This window comes from Microbacterium sp. NPDC058062, from assembly GCF_042885375.1.
Lineage (GTDB): Bacteria > Actinomycetota > Actinomycetes > Actinomycetales > Microbacteriaceae > Microbacterium > Microbacterium trichothecenolyticum_C.
Window position 1 is genome coordinate 770,331 of record NZ_JBHVSC010000003.1, and the last position, 20,017, is coordinate 790,347.

The window sequence follows — 20,017 nt, forward strand, 5'->3', positions numbered from 1 at the left end:
CGCGTTCTGGGACTGGACCTCCGTTGTCCCGGGCGCGATCCGGGGCGTTGGGAGCTTGCCCGCGGCGGTCTCAGCTGTCGGTGGCCGACGATCCCGGCCCGCACGGCTCGGGGTCGACGGTCACCGGGAACGACGTGAACGGTCCGAGGGAGCTCGGGTAGTACCGTCCGGCCGCCGAGGTCATGGTCACGCCTGCCGGGACCGTGAACGATCCGTAGGCGGGGTAAGTGGTCGGGAAGGCCGTATATGCGATCGAGGTCGAGTTCGCGAGATTGACCCTGACGTCGGACCTCATGTCTGCGGGGACCGTCGCGTCGAACAAGAAGGCGCACCTCTGCTGGGCTTCGACCCACACGAACTCGGCGCTGCCGTGCACGACGACGAGCGACGTCAGCATGCTTCCCTGCGCCGCATATGACACGCATGCATCCTGGTTTGCGAACGCCGTGTATGGGTCCTCATCCGTGGCGAGCGCCGCGTAGCCGCCTTTCTGGCAGGCCTTCGCGTTGGCGGAGTTGCCCCCCTTGGCGCCCATCAAGGGAACCGCGAGGATCAGCGCGAGCATGAGTGCGAGGACGACCGCGATCGGGCGCGGCAGAGCACGGAAAGCGAACATAGGTGACTCCCCCAGTCTTCGGGGCGCCATCGCCCCTTCTCGCACAGAGTGGCGTACAGGCCCGTGCCGCGCAAGAGCGCGGGTTCAGGGACCTCTGGCGCGGCATGCCGGGTTCAACCGACGCTTCCAGACAGCACGCCATCGCCGCACTCGCGCGCAGGTACCCGTATGGGGATCCAACTCGGGTGCGCCTCCGCGTTGACGGTGGCACCGTCGGCGGCATGAACGGAATACTGATTGGCTACGCCAGGGTCTCCACAGCGGATCAAGATCTCACCTCGCAGCGAGACGCACTGGTGCGACGGGGATTCCTCGATTCGAACATCTACGTCGATCACGGGCTGACCGGCACCAACCGGGCCAGGCGCGGACTGCGCGAAGCGCTCGCCGCAGTCCGGGAAGCTGACACGCTCTGAGGAAATCGAACGCCGCTGCCGCGCGCATGAGCCCGGCGCCCCATAGTGCCTGCTGGACGTCCAGGGCCTGCTGCTCGTCGGGATGTTCCCATGCGGGCAGCAGCTGCTCCATGTCCGCCCGGAGCTCTTGGTACTCCTGCGGGCTTCGGGCCGAATGCGGTGCCGAGGTCCCCAGGAGTTGCTATCCGGCGGTTCTCAGTGGCTCGAGGGCAGCTAGGACGAGGTCGAGGCCGAAGATGAACTCCTCCGCCGGGTCGAAGCCGGCATCGACCAGCGCCGCGGCGGACTCGTTGAGATACGGGAACTCGTCAGGAGGAAGTTGGGGCAGATAGACGTCCTCGGCCATCTCCGCGAGCTCATCGGCGGTGTCGAACGGCAGGCTGGCCGCCTGCAGGGCGAAACCGTACACATAGCTGTCGAGCAGCCAGTTGGCATGCGTCGCCATCAAGGGCGAGAAGCCGGCCCTCCGCAGGCAGGCGGTGACCGCTTCGTGGTGGCGGAGGTTCGCAGGCCCCGGCGAGGTCCGCGACTCCATGAGGCCGTTCGCCCAGGGGTGACGGGCCAGAACCTGTTGGGCGGATACCGCCCGCCGACGCATCGCCGACTGCCAGTCGGTCCCTTCGGGTGGGAGCTCGATCTCGTCGAACACGAGATCGATCATGGCGTCGAGCAGCTCATCCCTGCTCGCCACATAGTGGTAGAGCGACATCGCGCCGGCGCCGAGCGTGCCGGCCAGCCGGCGCATGCTCAGCCCGCCGACCCCTTCGCGGTCGGCGAGCCGGATCGCCTCGAGCACGACCCGCTGCTTGCTCAGCCCTGTGTCTGAGGGGACCTGGCGTTGTTCTTTCGCGGACACGGGTCTCCTTGCTCGCTCGTAGGGCTTGACAATCGTACAGCGTACGGGCAATAGTACAGCGTACGACGTACAGTGTACGAGCTAGCGAAGCAGCGGCTCGTGTGAGGAGGCTTCTGTGAGAATCGAACAGCGATCGGATGCTGCAACCGGCCTGGTGCCGGAAGCGAAGCCGACCGGCGCGGCGACGATGCGGGCCGCCATCCAGCGTCACTACGGCCCGCCCTCGGTGCTCGAGTTGACCGAGCTCGGGCTGCCGATACCTGGTCGAGGCGAGGTGCTCGTCCGGGTGGCCGCGGCCTCGGTGCATCCGGGCGATTACTTCGTCATGACCGGTGAGCCGTACGTCGTGCGCCTGGTGTTCGGGCTCCGCCGGCCCCGCCACGGCATCCCCGGCAGGGACCTTGCCGGCGTGGTGGCAGCGGTCGGGGAGGATGTCACGGCGCTCGCCCCCGGCGACCGTGTGTTCGGTTGGAGCACCACCGGAGCGCTCGCGGAGTACGCCTGCGTCGCGGCGGAGAACCTCGTCACGGTGCCTGCCGATCTGTCGGTCGTGGACGCGGCCGCGGTGCCCACCTCGGGTATGACGGCGCTGCAGGCCCTGCGCGACATCGCGAACGTTCGACCGGGCCAGTCGGTGCTGGTCACGGGCGCGTCGGGCGGCGTGGGAACGTTCGCCGTGCAGATCGCCAAGGCGTTCGGCGCCGAGGTGACGGGCGTGTGCAGCACTCGCAACGTCGAGCTGGTCCGGTCGCTTGGTGCTGACCACGTCGTCGACTACACGGCGACCGGCTTCACCGGCACCGGGAAGCGCTACGACGTCATCCTCGACAGTGTGGAGGCCCAGCCCCTTGCGGCCCTCCGCGGAGCGCTCACGCCCACAGGCGTTCTCATCCCCAACAGCGGACGCGGCGGCCGCTGGTTCGGCCCCCTCGGTCGGATCGTCACAGCGCGCGTGCTGTCGGCGTTCACCCGTCAGCAACTGAGACCCTTCACGTCGATCGGGAAGCGCCAGGATCTGCTCGCCCTGGCTGACCTGCTCGCAACCGGGCGGGTCAGGCCGGTCATCGATCGCACCTACCCCCTCGACGAAGCGGCCCACGCCCTCCGCTACGTCGCAGCCGGGCACACCCGAGGGAAGGTCGTGGTCACCATCTGACGACCATCCCCGCCGAGAACGACCCAACCCGCACCCAGCGCTGCCGCCACTCCGGTGGAGGGACGGCTCCTCAAGGAAGAAGAAACCGATGACCACCCGAACCGAAACCCCGAACACACTCGACAGCCGGCGGATCCCCGTGCAGGCCAGGCTTGCTGCCGCGTGGACCAGCTTCATGTTCCTCTACGTCTACGTGGACGTTCTCAACTTCTACAAGCCCGGCGTCGTCGATGGCATCCTGAACGGCCTCGTCTGGAGGTTCGACATCAGCCCCACGTTGTTGACCGTCTTCCTCGTGTCGGTGTCGATCCCCGCCGTGATGGTGATGCTCTCCATGACGCTGCCCGATCGGGCGAACCGCGTCACGAACCTCGTCGTCGCATCACTCCTCATCCCCTACTCGATCTTCAATGCGGCAGGGACGACCTGGGAGTGGATCGCCTTCTACGTCATCTCCATCGGAATCGAGGTGCTGCTCCTGGCCTTCATCCTGCGTTCCGCCTGGGCGTGGCCTCGAATCTCCGCTGTCCCCGCCGGTCGCGCGACGACCGGCCTTCGACAGTGACCATGTGACGCGGCCCGCGTATGCGCGTCGTCCGCCACACGCTTTGAAGGCGGCGTCGCTGGTCAATCGTCGGGCGGGCGACGGAGCCGCTTGACGTCAGTGCGATGCTTCTTCGCCTTCAGGCGTCGCTCCTTGGCTCCACGACTGGGTGCGGTAGGCCGGCGCATCGGTGGGGGCGGCCGCAGGGCTTCAGCGACAATCGCGGCCAGCCGTGTGCGCGCCGCATCCCGGTTGCGTAACTGTTCGCGGTGCTCGGAAGCTGCGATCGTCAGGACCCCGCCCACCAGACGGCCGCCCAGGTGCGTGAGGAGTCGCTCTCGCTGGACGGGGGACAGGGCGGCCGATCCGCCAGCATCCCACACGAGTTCCGCTCGGGAGTCAGCGGTGTTCACACCTTGCCCGCCCGGGCCGGAGGAACGCGAGAACCGCCAGGACAGCTCGGACTCCGGGATGGTGACCCGTGCGTTGATTCGAAGTCCGGGGCGATGGGCGGCCGGCATGAGTCCATCATCCCTCCGATCACCAGCTCGATGAGCGGCCCCTGGGCGGCGGGGCGTAGCGTGACAGCGTGGCGAGCTCGAAGACGCGCACCCCTGGCGGGGGCAGGATCGGCTGACGATGGATGCCGCTGCCCGTGCCGAGTTGGACGCACTACGTCGCCGCGCGTACGGCCGGGACGCCGACATCGTCGGCGACGACGTCGCGCTGGAGCGTCTGTCCGAGCTCGAAGGGCTCGCCCGCGCAGCCCGGCATGGGGCCGCACCCGCGCCGTCGTGGACGGCAGGCGCCCCAGAGCCCGAGGCATCCATCCCCGCTCCCTTCACTCACGAAGGACCGGCACCCGGTGCGGGCTCGGCGGTCGACGGACCGGCCACCGGCCGCCGCTCGCCCCGCCGCCTTCTGATCGTCGGGCTCGTCGCCTCGGTCACGCTGTTCGCGGCCGCCCTCGGCGCTGTCCACGGGCTGCAGACGGTGCCGGACCCGATCCGCGCTGGCTCGGCCATCGCGCCTTCTCCCGCAAGGCCCATGGCACCCGACCTCACCGCGAATGGTCGCGTGACCATCCCGCTGCTCGTCGACCGGGTGAGCGGCGAGTTCATCGACGTCTCCTCGCGGCCCGCTGTGGCGATGTTCCCCGCCGATGGCGTGACAACCTGGGCGCAGCCACTCGGCGTCTACTACGGATGGGAGCTATGGGTCGCCAGAGTCTCGACCAGACACGGATCGGAGAACTGCCTGCTGCTGACCGAGGGCACCGCGACCGAAGCGCAGTGCATTCCCCACGACGCCGCCGCGGAGGGGGTGGTTGGGGTGTCGCTCGCCTTTGACGAACTCGCCGAAGATCAGCGACCCCTGGGTATGACACCGGATCAGCGGGTGACCTTCGGATGGGGCGGTGGGGCCTACATGACCATGGAGATCGACGACAGCTGATGCGCCCTCTCCCGCCTCGCACCGAGGTGGGACCAAACGCGATGTCATTTGAGTGTCGGTGTCGGGTCGATCTGCGCCTCGCGTGCCGCGCGCTGGAGGAGAGCGTCGAGTTCCGGTCCGCTGCAGTCGTGGCCTGCGTCGGTGATCTCCAGGAGGTGGGCATCCGGAAGCAACGCGCACAGGTCGAGCGAGGCGCTCCGGGGGCTGCGGGAGTCTGCTGTGCCGCGCACGACGAACGTCGGCGTGTGTATCCGGGGCAGGGCGGGCCGCAGATCCTGCGTCATGACGTCGATCATCGCCGCGGTCGTCTCGGGTCGCCAGTCGTCGATGAGGATGCGGGCGCGCGCTCGACGCTCCGCCGCCACGCCCTGCGGGTACACGGAATCGAGGAAATCTTCCGCCCACTCCTCGACCCGGTGCGATGTAGTGAACCGCACCGCCGTGATGCGCTGTGCCAGCGCATCCGCGTCCAGAGATCCGCCCCAACCCGCGTACCCACCGATCAGGACGAGCCGCCCCACGCGGGCCGGGTGATCGCGAGCCAGCAGCAATGCGATCACCGACCCGAAGGAGAGCCCCGCGACGGCGGGCGTCGTCAGCCCCAGGGCAGTGATGAATCCGGATGCTGCGGCCGCCCAGTCCGCGCCACTCCACCCGCTGGGTACCTCACCGGAGGCACCGCAGCCGGGCGCGTCCCACGCGATCACGTCGATGTGCGGGCTCAGGGTTCGTAATTCATCAGCCCAGATCCGAGAGTCCTCGAAGGCGCCGTGCAACAGCACGAGCGGGGGCCCGTTCCCGCTCCGCCGGTACGCGATGCGCAGCCCGTCGACGAGAACCTCATCCATGACGCGAACCTACGCCTCCGCGGCGTCGACCGCAGCCGCGACGACTTCGAGTCGAGCTGGACGGGGACGCGAGCCTCTCGGATCGTGTGGGCCGCCGCACGTGGATCGGTTGGATCGGTGGGGTTGAGCGAACGCCGAGCGCGCGGAAGGATCGCGACATGACTCATCAGGCCGCGTGGTCCGACGATCCGGCAGCCGTCATGGCGCGCGCGAATGCAGTCTGCGCGGCTCTGAGTCGGGGCAATCACGCCGGTCTGCGCTGGTCGAACTGATGGCGCTGCTCTTCCTGCACGGCGCTGGCGGGTACGGAGAGGACCGCCCGCTGGCCGAAGCGATCGCAGTCGAACTCGGCCAACCGTTGAAGTATCCGCGCTTCCCCGACGACGACATGTCGTTCGATCATCAGGCATCCCCCGTGCGAGCCGCGTTGGACGCTGTCAGTCCCGAGGACTTGGTCGCCGCCCACTCGTTCGGAGCCTCGATCCTGCTGCGCGTTCTGGCCGAGCGTGAGCAGGAGACGCCCCGGCGCGTCATTCTGCTCGCGATGCCCGACTGGAGCCCACAAGGCTGGGACGTCGCAGACTATGCGTTCACCGGCCCCGCGCTCGGACAGGACATCTCGCTTCACCACTGTCGTGACGACGACGTCGTGGAGTTCGCCCATCTCGCGCTCAACTCTGCACGCCTCACCCGCGCCGCCGTGCATGCATACGATTCCGGTGGTCACCAGTTCGACGGCCTCGCTCCCGCGATCGCCAGCGATCTGTCGAGCACCTAGCGCCGCACGCGACCGTCGCCGGCAGTGGCGTAGCCGAACGCACGCTGATCGTCGCTCATCGTGGCATGGGCCCGCAGAGGGATCCGGTGGCGACGTGACTTCAGCGACCCCGGAGTCTCTACGCTTCCTGCAAAGCGTCAGGTGGTGAGGAAGAGAACGCTGATGAGCAGCGCGATGATGAAGGTGCTGAAGGCGAAGGCGATGTATGTCTGCCCGGTGACGATGGATCGGGCTCGGGTCGTGAGCACGTTGATGTCGGCCGATGAGAAGGTCGTCGCGATCTGCGCGGCGAGGTAGTAGTAGTCCGCGAAGACGGGGGCGTCGGCTCTCTTGCCGGGGAGTTCGAACGACTCCTCCTGTGCATCCAGTCGGGCGTAGTGCATCGCGTAAGCCGTGACGGTCACCAACCAGGCCGTGATCACGACGACGAAGCTGAGCGCATTGGCGAGCGGGCTGTCGAGCAGCCCGGGCAGGATCAGCACGAGGATCACGGATACGAGCGCGAGCACCGCCCATTGCACCGCACTTGCCGGGAGCGCGAGGCTCCGGCTCGGGGAGTTCGTCGCCGACAGCCAGGCCCGCAGCGTCGGGGCGTCCACACGGCCGAACGTGTACTGGGTAAGGGCCAGGAACGACAGCGAGTAGGCGATCCAGAAGACGAAGACCGTGAGGACGACGGCGTCGGTGGTGAATCGAATCGGCCAGAGAGCGTTGAAGGCGAGCAGGGCGATGACCGCGACGACCGCGGCGACGCCCAGGGACACGAGATTTCGGCGTCCTTCACCCGCCAAGGCCGGTGTCGGACGCGCTTGCGCGTGCATGGCGCGATCGTACTCGCATCGGTGAGGGGTCAGCCTGGGTCAGCGGTCGCGGTGCCATCGAAACGCGGACTCGTGCGCGATCGGTGGCGCGCACTACTACGAACACACCAATGCCGTCTTCTTCCAGCAGGCGATGCGAACTCTCGAGCGAGTGCTGCAGGGCTGAGAAGATCTGTCGGCTGGGCGGTTGTGCGGGACTCGCGCGGTTCACAGCCAGCGGCGGCGTTTGAACAGCGCGTAGATGATGAGGTCGATGGTGACGATGCTGAGTCCGATGACGATCCATCCGTATTGCCATTGCACGAGCGGGAGGTTCTTGAAGTTCATCCCGTAGAGCCCGGCGATGAGCGTGGGCACGGCGAGGAGCGCGGCGAATGCGGAGATGGTGCGCATGTCTTGGTTCTGCCGGGCGGCGACGTTGTTTTCGTGGCTGGAGAGGATGGCGTCGAGGCCCTTGCTCTGGTTGTTGATCAGGGCGGCCGTTCCGGCGGCGTCGTCGAGCAGGTCGTGCAGGTGCGGCAGGATCTGCTCGTTGCCGACGGTGAGGGTCTCCAGGTGCCGGGTGCTCTCGTGCAGGGCCGCGGCGATGCTCGAGACGGCGCGGTCGACGCGGCCGATGTTCTTGCGGATCCGGTAGATGCGGTGATGGTCTTCGCGGCCGTCTTCACTGAAGACCTGTTCCTCGAGCTCCTCGAGCGCCGTCTCGATGTCGGCGGCCGCTTTCGCGTAGCCGTCGACAATCTGCGCCATGATCTGGTGCGCCGCCGGCAGCGTGTCGGCGCGGACGTCGTCCGGTGCCTCATGAAGAAGCTTCGGCAGATCGGGAAGTTCAGCGCCATTACCGCGCTGAACGGTGAGCAGCCAGCCCTCTCCGATGTACAGGTAGGTCTCGCCCAGGAGAAGCGACTCGTCCGGCAGCCGCAGCACGTTCCACAACATGACGAAAAGATGCTCGTCGAACTTCTGGATCTTCGGCTGCTGCCGGCGCGAGACCACGTCGGCCACCGCGGTCGGGTGGATGCCGAGCACGTCGCGCGCCTGACGCACGGTGTCCTCGTCGGGTTCGACGAGATGCAGCCAGACGAACTCGTCCTTCCTTCGCGTGCGGTGCACGAGGTCCGGGACGTCATCGAGCGCTACACCCCCGGGCTCGATCGAGCCACCCACGAGGAAGACGTCCGGCGAGGTGTGCGGTGGTGCGGCATGATCGCGCGTCCGCGGCAATCGGTTGCTTGTCGACTCGAGCATGAATGTCCTCCGGGACGGGAGCCTGACCTGCTGCGGTGGAAAGCTGACCCCCCTTGACTTTTCGGTCGACCCGGGGATTCCCGCCCGGAGGTTCTGCTTCCCCCATCGTCCGCCGGGGATGCTGCCGGGCACGCCGTCCTAGCCGCTGTCAACCCCCGTTGTGCGGAGGGCCGTCTCGGTGACAGTGGAAGCGTTCACACCACGGAGGTACCGACGAGATGGCCAGATCACCCATGAGCGCAGCCAGCAGCTGGGATGACCACGACCAGTCCCTGCGCGATCAGGCCGACGACTTCGAGGACGACCTGCGTGCCGAGATGGTCCGCACGGGCCTGATCACGGAGTGGTGATGTCCGGCAGCGGCGATCCCCGAGCCGCCGATTCTTTCGAGTTGTTCCGCCACGACCAGTCGACATGGGTCATCCGAGCGGCTCGCCTTCCCGAGACGGACCCTCGGCACATCGTCGCCGTGATCACGGACGCCCACGCGGAAGGGGTTCGCGTGGTCTGGGCGCAACCCACGAGCCGCCCGACTCGCTACTTCACCGCCGAGGCGGTCCTGCAGGATCTGACCCGGGCGACCGGACCGAAGTCCGGACGCACCCGGCCGGTGCCTATTCCGCACGTGCCCCCGATCACACCGCTCCACCGATAGCGCCGCGATCAGATCGCCGCGGAGAGAAGAGAGGCCGACCGATGCGCATCGCGATCGTCTGGAATCCATCGAAAACAGAGAAGGAACCTCTCGAAGCGGCGCTCGCCGACGCGCTCGACGGGATGCCGACCGCCGACGTCCGCTGGTTCGAGACGACGGAAAACGATCCTGGTCGGGGAGCTGCCACGCGGGCTCTGGAGGCTCCGGCTGATGTGCTCATCGTCGCGGGCGGTGACGGCACGGTCCGTGCCGTCGCGGAGTACCTGGCTGAATCGATGGCCGAGGTCCAGCTGGCGATCATTCCGCTGGGCACCGGCAACCTGTTCGCGCGAAACCTGGATGTGCCCATCGACGATGCTCGGGCGGCGTTCCGGCGGGCGCTGGAGGGTGAGGGCCGGGCAGTCGACGTGGGTTGGATCGAGGTGACGACGGAGGGTGGCACCGAGCGACACGGGTTCGTCGTGATGGTCGGGTTCGGGCTCGATGCGCAGATGATCGCGGAGACCGACGAGCAGCTCAAGGATCGGGCGGGCTGGCTCGCCTATGTCGAATCGCTCGGACGAGCAATATCCGGGAGCGACGTTCTGTCCTTCGGAATTGCCGCGGACGGTCGAGAACCGTGGAACGAGAAGGGGCATACGCTGCTGGTCGGCAACTGCGGCACCCTGCAAGGCGGCGTCAAGATCATGCCGGATGCAGACCCCTCGGATGGCGAACTGGACTTCCTCGTGCTCAGCGCCGAGGGACTCGCGCAGTGGCTGAGCACGGTGAAGACCATGGTGTGGGACGACGGGCTGAAGCGCCTCATGAGCACGACCGAGAAGACCGCAGAGTCCGGCTCGGAATCGCTTCAACGTGGGCGAGCCGAGACACTCGCAGTGACCCTCCCTTCGCCGCGACTCCTCGAAGTCGACGGCGAAGAGCTCGGCGAAACGCGCGAGTTCACCGTGACGGTTCAGCCGTCGGCGATAACGGTGCGATGAAGGAGACCCGCACATCGATGTCCGAGCAGCTGGAAACCCGCGGCAACGGACATCTTCCGAGAATTCACCGCCGTCGTGACACCCGAGCATTCGCTCGTCAAATGACGGGCCGACACACCCGGCCTGATTTTCTCCATCGGTCGGCCGCGATGGGCACTCGCCCGGCGTCAGGGCGCAGCATCCGGAACTGCGATCGCATGCGCGCGGATCAGCGGTATTCAGGGTTAGCGTCGTACCCGAAGTGCTCGCCCTCGTCCCACTTCTTCCGCAGGTTGCCGTACGCGGGGATTCCGCCGGCGTCCTTGAGCATCCGGGCCAGGTGCAGCAGGTTCCAGGTCATGAACGTGGTGTTGCGGTTGGTGAAGTCGTTCTCGGGGCCGCCCGATCCCGGGTCGAGATAGCTCGGACCTGGGCCTACCTCGCCGATCCAGCCGGCATCCGCGGCCGGTGGGATCACGAAGCCGATGTGCTGCAGGCTGTACAGGATCGCCATGGACGCGTGCTTGATGCCGTCCTCGTTCCCTGTGATGATCGCGCCGCCGGTCTTGCCGTAATAGACGTACTGGCCGCGGTCGTTGAACAGGCCGCTCATCGCGTAGAGGCGTTCGATGAGCTTGCGGGTGATCGACGCGTTGTCGCCGAGCCACAGCGGCCCACCGATCACCAGGATGTCGGCGGCATCGATGAGTGGCCAGATGTCGTCGGGCCACGCGTCCGTATCCCAGCCGTGGTCCCGCATGTCGGGGTAGACCCCGGTGGCCACGTCGTGGTCGACGAACCGGATCACGTCCACTCCAACGCCTTGTGTGCGCATGAGGTCGATGCTGTGATCCATCAGGCCCTGGGTGTGGGACAGTTCGGGACTGCGCTTGAGGGTGCAGTCGATGTAGACCGCGCGGAGATCGTCGTAGGTCGCGGGCGGCCGAGTCGGGTCGGTCATGCCGCCGACGATACGCCCGCCTCGCGTCGGCCGCAGGGCCGCAGCTCACATCGCCGAGCCGCGACCCAGAATTGTACGGATCGCTCCAGTGGGGATGGCTCCTCGTCGCCGACCTCCCGCCCGCGAACGGCGCGATGCACGAGGGCCGTTCCGCTTTCGCTCGTCGCGCGGTAGCCGACCCTCGTCGCTCGGCCGCGCTGGCGGCTGATCGTCAGTGGAGGGTTTCGCCCCGTTTCAGCATCTCGACGTACTCGGCGACGCGGGCAGCGCGCGATGCGGGCCGCTTCAGGTTGGCGACGCGGAAGGCCATCGCGAACCGGTTCTGCGCCGACTGAGATGCGAAGGCTTCCGCGATCTTCGGGTCCGCCTCCAGTGCCTCCCGCAACTCCGCCGGGAGGTCGCCGTCGCGCTGCCGATATGCGCGGTCCCATCGACCGTCGGTCTTGGCGCGGTCGACCTCGAGCTGCCCCTGGGGACGCATGCGACCTTCCTCGATCAGCCGGGTCACGTGGCCGATGTTGACCTTCGACCAGATGCTCCGCGGTCGTCGGGGTGTGAAGGTCTGCAGGAAGTAGTCGGCGTCGAGGGATTGCTTCTGCCCATCGATCCACCCGAAGCACAGTGCGACATCAAGCGCCTCGGCGTAGGTGATGCCGGGTCGGGTCGTGGTCGTCTTCCGCAGTCGAAGTCGGATCCCGTTCGGGTCAGGGTCCGAGTCGAGCCAGGCTTCCCAGTCCGCGACGGTGTCCACGTGCAGTTCGGGCTTGTTCGCGCGGTCGGCCATAGCCTTACGATAGGGATCGTCAGAGTGTCGGCGACTTCCGTGCCTTCCCAAGGTGCGCGCATCATCCGGAAGTCTTCTCGGGACGCCGATTCAAGGAGCGCGAGTTGGAGCCCGTGCTCGACCAGCTCGAACTTCACGCCGAACCTGACGCCGTGTTGGGGCCTCTGTGACCCAACGGCGTTTGACGCGCAACCGGCGCTCAGCTGATCCCGTCGTAGGCGGGCGGGATGGGCGCTAAGCGACCGAGATCAGGGAGCGCTGCCAGCCCGAGGAGCCGTTGGGTGCGATCGGCGCGGCATCCTCGAGTTGCAGTTCGCCGTCCTTGTTGGTGGCTCGCACCGAGACGTAGTGGGTGCCCGGTGTGGCATCCCACTCCACGAACCATTGCACCCAGGTGTCGGTGTTGATCGGGGTCGACAGGGTCGCCGGCTGCCAGTCGCCGTCGTCGATGCGCACTTCGACGGCTTCGATGCCGACGGACTGCGCCCACGCGACGCCGGCGATCGGGATCCGGCCCGCGGCGACGGTCTTTCCGATCTTGGGGGTGTCGATTCGTGAGGAGAACTTGATGGGTGCTCGTTCGCTGTAGCCGCGGGGGGTCCAGTACGCCTGGTCCTGCGCGAACGTGGTGACCTTCAGTCCCGTCAGCCATTTCGTGGCGGAGACATAGCCGTACAGACCGGGCACCACCATTCGGACGGGGAATCCGTGCTCGAGTGGCAGCGGCTCACCGTTCATCCCGATGGCGAGGATCGCGTCGAGCCCGTCGTCAGTGAGGGCCGACAGCGGGGTGCTGGCCGTGTACCCGTCGATGCTGCGGGAGAGCACCATGTCGGCGTCGGACTGCGGCCCCGCGAGGCGGAGGATGTCGCGCACGGGCACGCCCAGCCAGATCGCGTTTCCGACGAGCTCGCCCCCGACGACGTTGGACACACATGTGAGTGTGATCGCGTACTCATCGAACCCCATCGTGAGCAGATCGTCGAAGCTGAGCTCGACGCGTCGGTCGACCATGCCGTCGACCACCAGCCGCCAGGTGTCGGGGTTCACGGTGGGAACGGTCAGGGCGGTGTCGACCCGGTAGAAGTCCGCGTTCGGGGTGATCAGGGGTGTGACGCCCGGGATGTCGAGTTCGGCCCCTGCGGGCACCGTCACGGTCGACCGCGGCGCGGGCAGTCGCAATGCCCGCCGGACTGCTTCCACCGACGAGGTGGCCATGCTCACCGCTCGCGCGGTGACGCCGACGATCACCGCGGCGGCGCCGGTGACACCGGCGAGGATGAAGAACCGGCGCCGGTCGATCCCCGCTGGGCTCCCGTTCGCCGCACCCCTGGGCTCCGATCCAGCCGTCGAACGCTGCCAGCCTCGAAGGCGCCGACACAGCACGATGAGCACGATCGAGCCCGCGATCGCCCCGATCACCGGCGGCAGGAATGCAAGCGGAGTGACGCCTGCCCGGGTCACGATCGCCGCGACCGAGAGCGCCCCCGCGATACCGAGTGCGACGACGCCGAGGGGCGGCCGCAGGAACTGCAGCACCCCGGCGATCGCGGAGGCGATCACCACCGCAAGCCCGAGCCCGGCCAGCAAAGCGATCTTGTCGAACTCGCCGAAGGTGGCGATCGCGAGCTCCTTGAGCGGCTGCGGAACGATGTCGATCACGAAGGAACCGACGGCCAGGATCGGGCTGGCCTCCCGAGCAACCAGCAGCGCGACCAGCTCCGAGACCGCGAGGAACGCCACGGCGCTGACCACGCCGGCCAGCGCCGCGAGTGCGAGGAACTTGCGCGATCGTCGTTCTGCCACGGTGCACCCCCCCGGTTCACGAGCCGTGTGCTCGACGGTTGTTCGGAGCGCCACCGCGATCGGATCGGACGCGCGGCGGCCGACCCAGCCGCCGTGGCAGCATCCGACAACCCGCTGGACCGCGCTGCCCTGCCTCAACTCGGCGCGCAGCGCAAGCCCTGGCCGGCGTTGACGTCGGCGGGCAGGATGATGCGCGGCGGAAAGCGCGGTGATCGTCGCCGGGTGAACGCAGGGGGAGCTGTGGCGAAGAAGAGCAGTACGAAGACGTCGGTGCGGCCGGCGCCCAAGCGGTTGTACAAGGCCGAGCTGAAGCGCCTTCAGATCGAGTTGGTCGAGATGCAGCGATGGGTGGCGAAATCGGGCGCGCGTGTCGTCGTGATCTTCGAAGGCCGTGACGCCGCCGGCAAGGGGGGAGCGATCAAACGGGTCACCGAGTACCTCAATCCCCGGCATACGCGCGTCGTCGCGCTCGCCAAGCCGTCCAAGCGCGAGCGGGGCCAGTGGTACTTCCAGCGGTACATCGAGCACCTGCCCACCAAAGGCGAGATCGTGCTGATGGACCGGTCCTGGTACAACCGAGCCGGGGTGGAGCGGGTCATGGGGTACTGCACGGATGAGCAGTACCAGAGGTTCCTGCGGCAGGTGCCGGTCCTGGAGCAGCACCTCATCGAGGACGGCATCATTCTGATCAAGTACTGGTTCTCGGTCTCGGATGACGAGCAGCAGGCGCGCTTTCTCGCGCGGCGCGAAGATCCGATCAAACTGTGGAAGCTGTCGCCGACGGACCTGGAGTCGATTCGCCGGTGGGAGGACTACTCCCGCGCGAAAGACGCCATGTTCGCCGCCACCGACACGCCAGGGTCGCCGTGGTGGGTCGTCGAGAGCGACGACAAGCGCAGCGCGCGCTTGAACGCGATCAGCCACCTCCTCGAGAGCATTCCCTACCGTCACCTGGACCGGCCGAAGATAACGATTCCCGACCGCCCGAAGGCGGACGACTACGAGCGACCACCTATCGAGCAGTTCCGCTACGTTCCCGACATCGCCGCCCAACTCGGCAAGAAGGTCAGCTGAGAGCCGGTGAAGCAGCTCGCCCAGGCGACGGCTCGGCGAAGAACGCCTGCCCGGGGTCACTCCGGCGCGGGTGGCGGGTTCTCGACGGTGGGCGCCGGCGGAGGGACTCTGATCCAGATCGGCGGATGCGGGGTTCGACGCTCGCGGTAGAGCAGATAGGCGAATGGTGCCCAGACGATCACGGCCACGCCGACGCCGATGAGCATCCCGCCGATGGTGTCTGATATCCAGTGCGCGCCGAGGTACGTGCGGCTGAGCATCATCAGCAGCGTGTACGCGGCACCTGCGATCCACACCCAGGTGCGCCAGAAGACGATTCCCAGTGTTGTCGCGATGACTGCGGCATTCGCGCTGTGGCCGGACGGAAATGAGCCGAAGTCGGCGACGACGAGAATATCGGTCGGTCGGGGGCGACCCACGAGATTCTTGATGACGAGTACGACCAGTTCGCTCGCGATTGTGGCGCAGACGAAATAGAGAGCCCCCCACGGCCGTCGCCAGACCAGCAGCCCCGTGACGATGAGGAGGGGAACGATCGCGATCCCGCTGATACCGCCGCCGATCCAGTTGAAGACGAGGGCGGGGACGGTGAAGATCGGCGCGCGCGCCTCGACCAGCTCGGACATCCACTCGACTTCGAAACCGAAGGGCTTGTCGGCCTGACGGTAGAAGATCAGTGCGCCCAACAGCACGACCAGCAGCAGCGCGGCGGCCGCCGAAACCACCCACCATAGACGAGCGATCCGCACCGGCGCGGGAGCGGCGCCGTGGACCAGCTCCGAGACCTCGTCGTCCATCAACTGATCGTACGTTCGCGTCCGCTCAGATGGGCTGGGGGACACAGGGCCTTGATGAGAGTCGGGCCGGTGTGCAGCAGTGACTGCGGGTGTTCGGGTGTCAACCCGTCGTGTCCGAGCCGATCGGGTCGGCGGTGAGTTCAACCGGGCAGTCTTGTCGGCAGTCGACGAGGTCGTCCAGCCCTTGTGTCAGGTGACCCAGGAGGATGAGGCCGTGATCTGGGACGGCGGAGCCGTCCGTGAGGAAGACCACGATGCTCTGATCTGAGGTGACGTACGCGACGTCGCCGGCGCGATACTCGTTCATCGGATCTGTGCTGTCGGGGGCGAGGAACGTCGGCACCTGTGCGAACACGGCGGTGCCCATCCGGTCGTGGAACGTCAGGGTGAAGGGAAGCAGCGCGCCGAACTGCGCGGCCGTCGTGGAGTCGTCGACCGCGAGGACGGCTTGCGGGGCAGGGGAGGGGCTGCCCTGGGAGAGCGCAGGCGCCGTGAGCAGCAGCAGCGCGGCAACGACGCTGTTGAGCAGTCGTTGCGGCGCCAGCGTGAGGAGTGAGAGCTGTGGCATGTCACCAGCCAACGGTTTCTCGTAGATCGGTGGGAGTCCCGGGCTTGACGTGCCCTGGCAGGGCATCCCAGCCCGGTGGCGGGGCGACCTAGCCTGTGTGCATGGACAACCGTTCCGAGGTCCGCGACTTCCTGATGTCGCGACGCGCACGAGTGGAGCCCGAGGACGTCGGCTTCGCGCGCGGCGGCGACCGCCGGGTGCCGGGTCTGCGTCGCGGTGAGGCCGCCGCGCTCGCCGGGGTGAGCGTCGAGTACTACGCGCGGCTGGAGAGGGGCGGCATCGCCGGCGCCTCCGAGGCGGTGCTGGACGGGGTGGCGAAGGCGTTGCAGATGGACGACGCCGAGCGCGAGTACCTGTACCGCCTCGCCCACCAGGCGGCGGGGACAACCGCCGCCAGTCGCAGAAGCGGAAAGCCGGCACCGGTGTGGCGGCCGTCGCCGAGCATCCAGTGGTTCCTCGACTCGATGCAGTCCGCAGTGGCGATGGTCGGGAACGGCCGGACCGATCTGCTGGCGTGGAACCCGCTGGCCGCCGCGCTGATGGATGAGATGCTGGCGACCTCGACGACCACGCCGCCGAACTTCGCCCGGTTCATCTTCCTCGAGCCCGTCGCCCGCCGGTTCTACCCGGACTGGGAGGCGATCGCCGGCATCAACGTCGCGCAGCTGCGTACCGAGGCGGGGCGTGACCCGCACAGCAAGCCGTTGCACGATCTCGTCGGCGAGCTCTCAACCCGCAGCGATCACTTCCGAACGCTCTGGGGGCGCCATGATGTGTGGGAGCACCAGTCCGGCGTGAAGCGGTTCCACCACCATGCGGTCGGCGACCTCACCCTCCACTTCAACGGCCTGGACCTCGTGGGAGAGGCCGGCGTCCAGCTCACCGTGCTGACCGCCGAACCGGGCTCAGCCGATCACGGGGCGCTGCAGCTTCTGGGCAGTTGGGCCTCACCTGCCGCGCCGGCGGCGCAGCATCCGGAGCAGTCCGCTCCCGAACCGAGCATCAGGAAGGCCGGCGAAACGCCATGACCGCCCGACCCGTGCGCATGGCTGTGCAGTTGCAGCCGCAGCACGCGACCTACGAGTTGATCCGCGATCGGGCCGCCGAACTCGAAGAACTCGGCGTGGACATCCTGTTCAACTGGGACCACTTCTTCCCGCTCACCGGCGACCCCGACGGGGCGCACTTCGAGTCGTGGACGATGCTCGCCGCGCTGGCCGAGCAGACGCGCCGCGTGGAGCTGGGGGCGCTGGTGAACTGCAACAGCTACCGCAACGCGAGCCTGCAGGCTGACATGGCGCGAACGATCGACCGGATCAGCGCCCACGGGACGGGCCGGGGCCGCTTCATCTTCGGGACCGGCTCGGGCTGGTTCGAACGCGACTACGACGAGTACGGGTACGAGTTCGGCACCGTCGGGCGGCGGCTGGACGCCCTCGCGCGGGACCTCCCCGTCATCGAGGAGCGCTGGGGCACGCTCAACCCGCCGCCCACTCGGAAGATCCGGATCCTCATCGGCGGAGCCGGTGAGAAGAAGACGCTGCGCATCGTCGCCACCCATGCCGACATCTGGCACAGCTACAGCGACATCCCGACGATGGAGCGGAAGCTCGTGGTGCTCGCCGACCACGCACGCGCGGTCGGCCGCGACATGTCGGAGATCGAGATCTCGGTCGGGGTTCTCGACTCCATTGCCCACCGGACCACCGCAGACGCCGATCGGTTCCACGCGATGGGGGCGACGCTGTTCACTGTCGGGGTAGCCGGTCCCGACTACGACCTGTCCGTCGTCCCGGACTGGCTGGCCTGGCGGGACCAGAAGAACTCGTGATGACAGCGACGGTGTGAGACCGCGGCGATGACGGAGACCGAGATCCTGGGGTGGGCGGGAACCGTCACGGCAGTCGTCCTCGGCCTTCCACAGCTGGTGCGATTGGCACGCACCCGCAACGTGGAGGGGCTGTCCCTTCCCGCCTGGCAGGCGTTCCTTGCCGTCAACCTCGGCTGGACCGCGCACGGCATCGCCATCGGCCAGGCCCCGCAAGTCGTCGCAAGCGCGCTCTCGCTGCTGTCGACGGTGCCGATCCTGTACCTGATGTCGCGGCAGCTGAAGCGGAGCTTCCTGCTGACCTTGGCTCCAGGGCTCGGGCTGGCCGCTCTCACGGTCCTCATCGATCAGCTCTTCGGCTCAGGAGCCTATGGCGCCGTCGCGATCATTCCCGCCGTTCTCGCCAACGCCGGTCAGAGCGTCGCCCTCGTCCGCGCTCGGCACGTCGACGGGGTCTCCGTCCTGTTCCTCATCCTCGCCGTCGTCAACCAGATGATCTGGCTGGCCTGGGCGCTGCTCGTACCCGACACTGGCACCATCATCGCCGCGACCACCACCGGCATCATCGCCCTCTTCAACCTCGCCTGGTACCCCGCCCGCGTCCTCGGGCTCCCGCCCATGCCGTCCTGCCAGGCCGCCCCGCGCTCGCCTCAACGGGAGTAGTCCCGCCCGGCCACGTGGTCGTGCACGCCTTATACGCCTGATCGGAGGCGATCGCCATCCCCGGCGAGGTCGACGCCGTCGACATACTGTCGACTCGGGCGGAGGACTGAGGAGGCCGACATGAAACTCCAGCAGCCCTTTCGCACGGCGCTGATCGCGACGCTCGGTGTGGGAGTGGGGCTCTTCGTGATCGGGGGGATCCAGACGCTCTCCACGATCCTCCTGTACGTGGGGACCGCACTGTTCCTCTCGTTGGGGTTGGATCCCGTCGTCACATGGCTGCAGGCGCGGGGACTGCGCCGATGGGTTGCCGTTCTCGTCACGCTGCTGGCCGTGCTCATCCTCCTGGCCGGGGTGATGCTCCTGATCGTGCCGATCATCTCCCAGCAGATCGGGCAGCTCGTCAAGGCGATCACGAAGGGCGTCCAGTCCGGTGCCCTCGTGGATGGCCTCGAAGGGTGGATCACGAGCGTGTTTCCCGGTGTGGATCTGCAGGAGATCACGAAGTACGTGCAGGACTGGCTGGGCTCGCTGGACTACGCGTCCATCGGAGGGGGACTCATCGCCGTGGGGGCCACCATTCTGGGCGGACTCACCGGGGCATTCATCGTCGTCATCTGACGATCTACTTCACCGCGGCCGTCCCGAACCTCAAGAGGGCGGTGTTCCAGCTGGTTCCCGCGTCGAAGCGGGCGCGCTTCATGGAGTTGAGCGAGCAGATCACCGACTCCGTCGGCTACTTCGTCATGGGACAGGTGAGCCTCGGCGTGATCAACGGCGTGCTCAGCGCGATCTTCCTCACCATCATCGGTGCACCGTTCCCCGCGGTGCTGGCCGTCATCGCGTTCGTCTTCTCGATCATCCCGCTCGTAGGAACCCTGACCGGCTCCGTGCTGATCGTGGGCGTCTGCTTCCTGCCCGGCCTCGGTTCACCGACGACCGGGATCATCGCGGCGATCTACTACCTCGTCTACATGCAGATCGAGGCCTACGTGATCTCCCCGCGCATCATGAACCGTGCCGTATCCGTGCCGGGCGCCGTCGTCGTCATCGCCGCACTCGCCGGCGGGGCGCTGCTGGGAATCCTCGGCGCGCTGGTCGCGATCCCGATCGCGGCGAGCATCCTGATCATCTACCGGCAGGTCGTCATCCCCCGGCAGAACGAGCGGTGACGACGTCAA

General features: G+C 67.5%; 20 protein-coding genes and 2 pseudogenes. 11 read left to right on the plus strand and 11 right to left on the minus strand.

Annotated features, from left to right (window positions below; all coding sequences use genetic code 11):
* Window positions 1-70: 70 nt before the first annotated feature.
* Window positions 71-616 carry a hypothetical protein gene (locus ACFVSU_RS12635; protein WP_387143093.1) on the minus strand — a complete coding sequence of 182 codons (546 nt, stop codon included), beginning with the start codon at window positions 614-616 and terminating at the stop codon, window positions 71-73.
* A gap of 221 nt (window positions 617-837) precedes the next feature.
* On the opposite strand from ACFVSU_RS12635, the pseudogene ACFVSU_RS12640 reads away from it, so the two are divergent.
* Window positions 838-1,029, plus strand: a pseudogene (locus ACFVSU_RS12640) (recombinase family protein); the annotation flags it as partial.
* Window positions 1,030-1,213: 184 nt separating this feature from the next.
* Here ACFVSU_RS12640 and ACFVSU_RS12645 read toward each other — a convergent pair.
* Window positions 1,214-1,888: a TetR/AcrR family transcriptional regulator gene (locus ACFVSU_RS12645; protein WP_387143096.1), complete on the minus strand. Its 675-nt coding sequence runs from the start codon at window positions 1,886-1,888 to the stop codon at window positions 1,214-1,216.
* A 115-nt stretch (window positions 1,889-2,003) separates the two neighbouring features.
* On the opposite strand from ACFVSU_RS12645, the gene ACFVSU_RS12650 reads away from it, so the two are divergent.
* Together ACFVSU_RS12650 and ACFVSU_RS12655 are read left to right on the plus strand one after the other, a co-directional pair.
* Window positions 2,004-3,044, plus strand: a complete 1,041-nt coding sequence (locus ACFVSU_RS12650) for an NAD(P)-dependent alcohol dehydrogenase (protein WP_387143099.1) — start codon at window positions 2,004-2,006, stop codon at window positions 3,042-3,044.
* Between the two features lie 88 nt (window positions 3,045-3,132).
* Window positions 3,133-3,609, plus strand: coding sequence for a DUF6326 family protein (locus tag ACFVSU_RS12655; protein WP_387143102.1), 477 nt, complete (start codon window positions 3,133-3,135; stop codon window positions 3,607-3,609).
* Window positions 3,610-3,671: 62 nt separating this feature from the next.
* Here the strand turns inward: ACFVSU_RS12655 and arfB are convergent, their stop codons facing one another.
* A complete protein-coding gene (gene arfB, locus ACFVSU_RS12660) occupies window positions 3,672-4,109 on the minus strand; it encodes an alternative ribosome rescue aminoacyl-tRNA hydrolase ArfB (protein ID WP_387143105.1) in 438 nt (145 codons plus the stop codon).
* 118 nt (window positions 4,110-4,227) lie between these two features.
* Here arfB and ACFVSU_RS12665 point away from each other — a divergent pair, with 118 nt between their 5' ends.
* On the plus strand, window positions 4,228-5,043 hold the full coding sequence (locus ACFVSU_RS12665) for a hypothetical protein (RefSeq protein ID WP_387143108.1): 816 nt from the start codon (window positions 4,228-4,230) through the stop codon (window positions 5,041-5,043).
* A 44-nt stretch (window positions 5,044-5,087) separates the two neighbouring features.
* Here ACFVSU_RS12665 and ACFVSU_RS12670 read toward each other — a convergent pair whose 3' ends face one another.
* Entirely contained in the window at window positions 5,088-5,891 is an 804-nt protein-coding gene (locus tag ACFVSU_RS12670; protein ID WP_387143111.1) for an alpha/beta fold hydrolase, read from the minus strand.
* Window positions 5,892-6,162: 271 nt separating this feature from the next.
* Between ACFVSU_RS12670 and ACFVSU_RS12675 the strand changes: the two genes are divergently transcribed.
* Window positions 6,163-6,669, plus strand: a complete 507-nt coding sequence (locus ACFVSU_RS12675; protein WP_387143114.1) for an alpha/beta fold hydrolase — start codon at window positions 6,163-6,165, stop codon at window positions 6,667-6,669.
* 137 nt (window positions 6,670-6,806) lie between these two features.
* On the opposite strand, the gene ACFVSU_RS12680 is transcribed toward ACFVSU_RS12675, so the two are convergent.
* Window positions 6,807-7,490 (minus strand): DUF1345 domain-containing protein, encoded by a 684-nt coding sequence (locus ACFVSU_RS12680; protein WP_387143117.1) that lies wholly within the window; start codon window positions 7,488-7,490, stop codon window positions 6,807-6,809.
* A gap of 207 nt (window positions 7,491-7,697) precedes the next feature.
* Entirely contained in the window at window positions 7,698-8,738 is a 1,041-nt protein-coding gene (locus tag ACFVSU_RS12685; protein WP_387143120.1) for a CorA family divalent cation transporter, read from the minus strand.
* A 696-nt stretch (window positions 8,739-9,434) separates the two neighbouring features.
* Here ACFVSU_RS12685 and ACFVSU_RS12690 point away from each other — a divergent pair.
* Window positions 9,435-10,376, plus strand: coding sequence for a diacylglycerol/lipid kinase family protein (locus tag ACFVSU_RS12690; protein ID WP_387143123.1), 942 nt, complete (start codon window positions 9,435-9,437; stop codon window positions 10,374-10,376).
* Window positions 10,377-10,584: 208 nt separating this feature from the next.
* Here the strand turns inward: ACFVSU_RS12690 and ACFVSU_RS12695 are convergent, their stop codons facing one another.
* The 3 genes from ACFVSU_RS12695 to ACFVSU_RS12705 all read right to left on the minus strand — a co-directional run bounded on the left by ACFVSU_RS12695 (window position 10,585) and on the right by ACFVSU_RS12705 (window position 13,906).
* A complete protein-coding gene (locus ACFVSU_RS12695; RefSeq protein ID WP_387143127.1) occupies window positions 10,585-11,316 on the minus strand; it encodes a flavodoxin family protein in 732 nt (243 codons plus the stop codon).
* 211 nt (window positions 11,317-11,527) lie between these two features.
* Window positions 11,528-12,100: a YdeI family protein gene (locus ACFVSU_RS12700; RefSeq protein ID WP_387143131.1), complete on the minus strand. Its 573-nt coding sequence runs from the start codon at window positions 12,098-12,100 to the stop codon at window positions 11,528-11,530.
* A 234-nt stretch (window positions 12,101-12,334) separates the two neighbouring features.
* Entirely contained in the window at window positions 12,335-13,906 is a 1,572-nt protein-coding gene (locus ACFVSU_RS12705; protein WP_387143134.1) for a molybdopterin-dependent oxidoreductase, read from the minus strand.
* A gap of 189 nt (window positions 13,907-14,095) precedes the next feature.
* Between ACFVSU_RS12705 and ppk2 the strand changes: the two genes are divergently transcribed.
* A complete protein-coding gene (gene ppk2, locus ACFVSU_RS12710) occupies window positions 14,096-14,980 on the plus strand; it encodes a polyphosphate kinase 2 (RefSeq protein WP_387143522.1) in 885 nt (294 codons plus the stop codon).
* A gap of 56 nt (window positions 14,981-15,036) precedes the next feature.
* Here ppk2 and ACFVSU_RS12715 read toward each other — a convergent pair whose 3' ends face one another.
* Both ACFVSU_RS12715 and ACFVSU_RS12720 read right to left on the minus strand, forming a co-directional pair.
* Window positions 15,037-15,777, minus strand: coding sequence for a phosphatase PAP2 family protein (locus ACFVSU_RS12715; RefSeq protein WP_387143137.1), 741 nt, complete (start codon window positions 15,775-15,777; stop codon window positions 15,037-15,039).
* Window positions 15,778-15,877: 100 nt separating this feature from the next.
* Complete coding sequence (locus ACFVSU_RS12720; protein WP_387143140.1) at window positions 15,878-16,345, minus strand: cyclophilin-like fold protein; 468 nt, start codon at window positions 16,343-16,345, stop codon at window positions 15,878-15,880.
* A gap of 101 nt (window positions 16,346-16,446) precedes the next feature.
* Here ACFVSU_RS12720 and ACFVSU_RS12725 point away from each other — a divergent pair, with 101 nt between their 5' ends.
* The 4 genes and pseudogenes from ACFVSU_RS12725 to ACFVSU_RS12740 all read left to right on the plus strand — a co-directional run bounded on the left by ACFVSU_RS12725 (window position 16,447) and on the right by ACFVSU_RS12740 (window position 20,008).
* Window positions 16,447-17,373, plus strand: coding sequence for a helix-turn-helix transcriptional regulator (locus tag ACFVSU_RS12725; RefSeq protein ID WP_387143143.1), 927 nt, complete (start codon window positions 16,447-16,449; stop codon window positions 17,371-17,373).
* A complete protein-coding gene (locus ACFVSU_RS12730) occupies window positions 17,370-18,176 on the plus strand; it encodes an LLM class F420-dependent oxidoreductase (protein ID WP_387143146.1) in 807 nt (268 codons plus the stop codon). The genes ACFVSU_RS12725 and ACFVSU_RS12730 overlap by 4 nt, the downstream gene beginning before the upstream one ends.
* 27 nt (window positions 18,177-18,203) lie before the next feature.
* Complete coding sequence (locus tag ACFVSU_RS12735; RefSeq protein WP_387143149.1) at window positions 18,204-18,836, plus strand: SemiSWEET family sugar transporter; 633 nt, start codon at window positions 18,204-18,206, stop codon at window positions 18,834-18,836.
* Window positions 18,837-18,956: 120 nt separating this feature from the next.
* A pseudogene (locus tag ACFVSU_RS12740) lies at window positions 18,957-20,008 on the plus strand (AI-2E family transporter).
* Window positions 20,009-20,017 lie beyond the last annotated feature (9 nt).

Bases quoted from the DNA above. Each gene is read 5' to 3' on its own strand.
- ACFVSU_RS12730 (WP_387143146.1), top strand. From the start codon at position 17,370: ATGACCGCCCGACCCGTGCGCATGGCTGTGCAGTTGCAGCCGCAGCAC.
- ACFVSU_RS12695 (WP_387143127.1), bottom strand. From the start codon at position 11,316: ATGACCGACCCGACTCGGCCGCCCGCGACCTACGACGATCTCCGCGCG.
- ACFVSU_RS12655 (WP_387143102.1), top strand. From the start codon at position 3,133: ATGACCACCCGAACCGAAACCCCGAACACACTCGACAGCCGGCGGATC.
- ppk2 (WP_387143522.1), top strand. From the start codon at position 14,096: ATGCGCGGCGGAAAGCGCGGTGATCGTCGCCGGGTGAACGCAGGGGGA.
- arfB (WP_387143105.1), bottom strand. From the start codon at position 4,109: ATGCCGGCCGCCCATCGCCCCGGACTTCGAATCAACGCACGGGTCACC.
- ACFVSU_RS12735 (WP_387143149.1), top strand. From the start codon at position 18,204: ATGACGGAGACCGAGATCCTGGGGTGGGCGGGAACCGTCACGGCAGTC.
- ACFVSU_RS12665 (WP_387143108.1), top strand. From the start codon at position 4,228: ATGGATGCCGCTGCCCGTGCCGAGTTGGACGCACTACGTCGCCGCGCG.
- ACFVSU_RS12635 (WP_387143093.1), bottom strand. From the start codon at position 616: ATGTTCGCTTTCCGTGCTCTGCCGCGCCCGATCGCGGTCGTCCTCGCA.
- ACFVSU_RS12685 (WP_387143120.1), bottom strand. From the start codon at position 8,738: ATGCTCGAGTCGACAAGCAACCGATTGCCGCGGACGCGCGATCATGCC.
- ACFVSU_RS12680 (WP_387143117.1), bottom strand. From the start codon at position 7,490: ATGCACGCGCAAGCGCGTCCGACACCGGCCTTGGCGGGTGAAGGACGC.
- ACFVSU_RS12675 (WP_387143114.1), top strand. From the start codon at position 6,163: ATGGCGCTGCTCTTCCTGCACGGCGCTGGCGGGTACGGAGAGGACCGC.
- ACFVSU_RS12700 (WP_387143131.1), bottom strand. From the start codon at position 12,100: ATGGCCGACCGCGCGAACAAGCCCGAACTGCACGTGGACACCGTCGCG.
- ACFVSU_RS12690 (WP_387143123.1), top strand. From the start codon at position 9,435: ATGCGCATCGCGATCGTCTGGAATCCATCGAAAACAGAGAAGGAACCT.
- ACFVSU_RS12725 (WP_387143143.1), top strand. From the start codon at position 16,447: ATGGACAACCGTTCCGAGGTCCGCGACTTCCTGATGTCGCGACGCGCA.
- ACFVSU_RS12720 (WP_387143140.1), bottom strand. From the start codon at position 16,345: ATGCCACAGCTCTCACTCCTCACGCTGGCGCCGCAACGACTGCTCAAC.
- ACFVSU_RS12715 (WP_387143137.1), bottom strand. From the start codon at position 15,777: ATGGACGACGAGGTCTCGGAGCTGGTCCACGGCGCCGCTCCCGCGCCG.
- ACFVSU_RS12670 (WP_387143111.1), bottom strand. From the start codon at position 5,891: ATGGATGAGGTTCTCGTCGACGGGCTGCGCATCGCGTACCGGCGGAGC.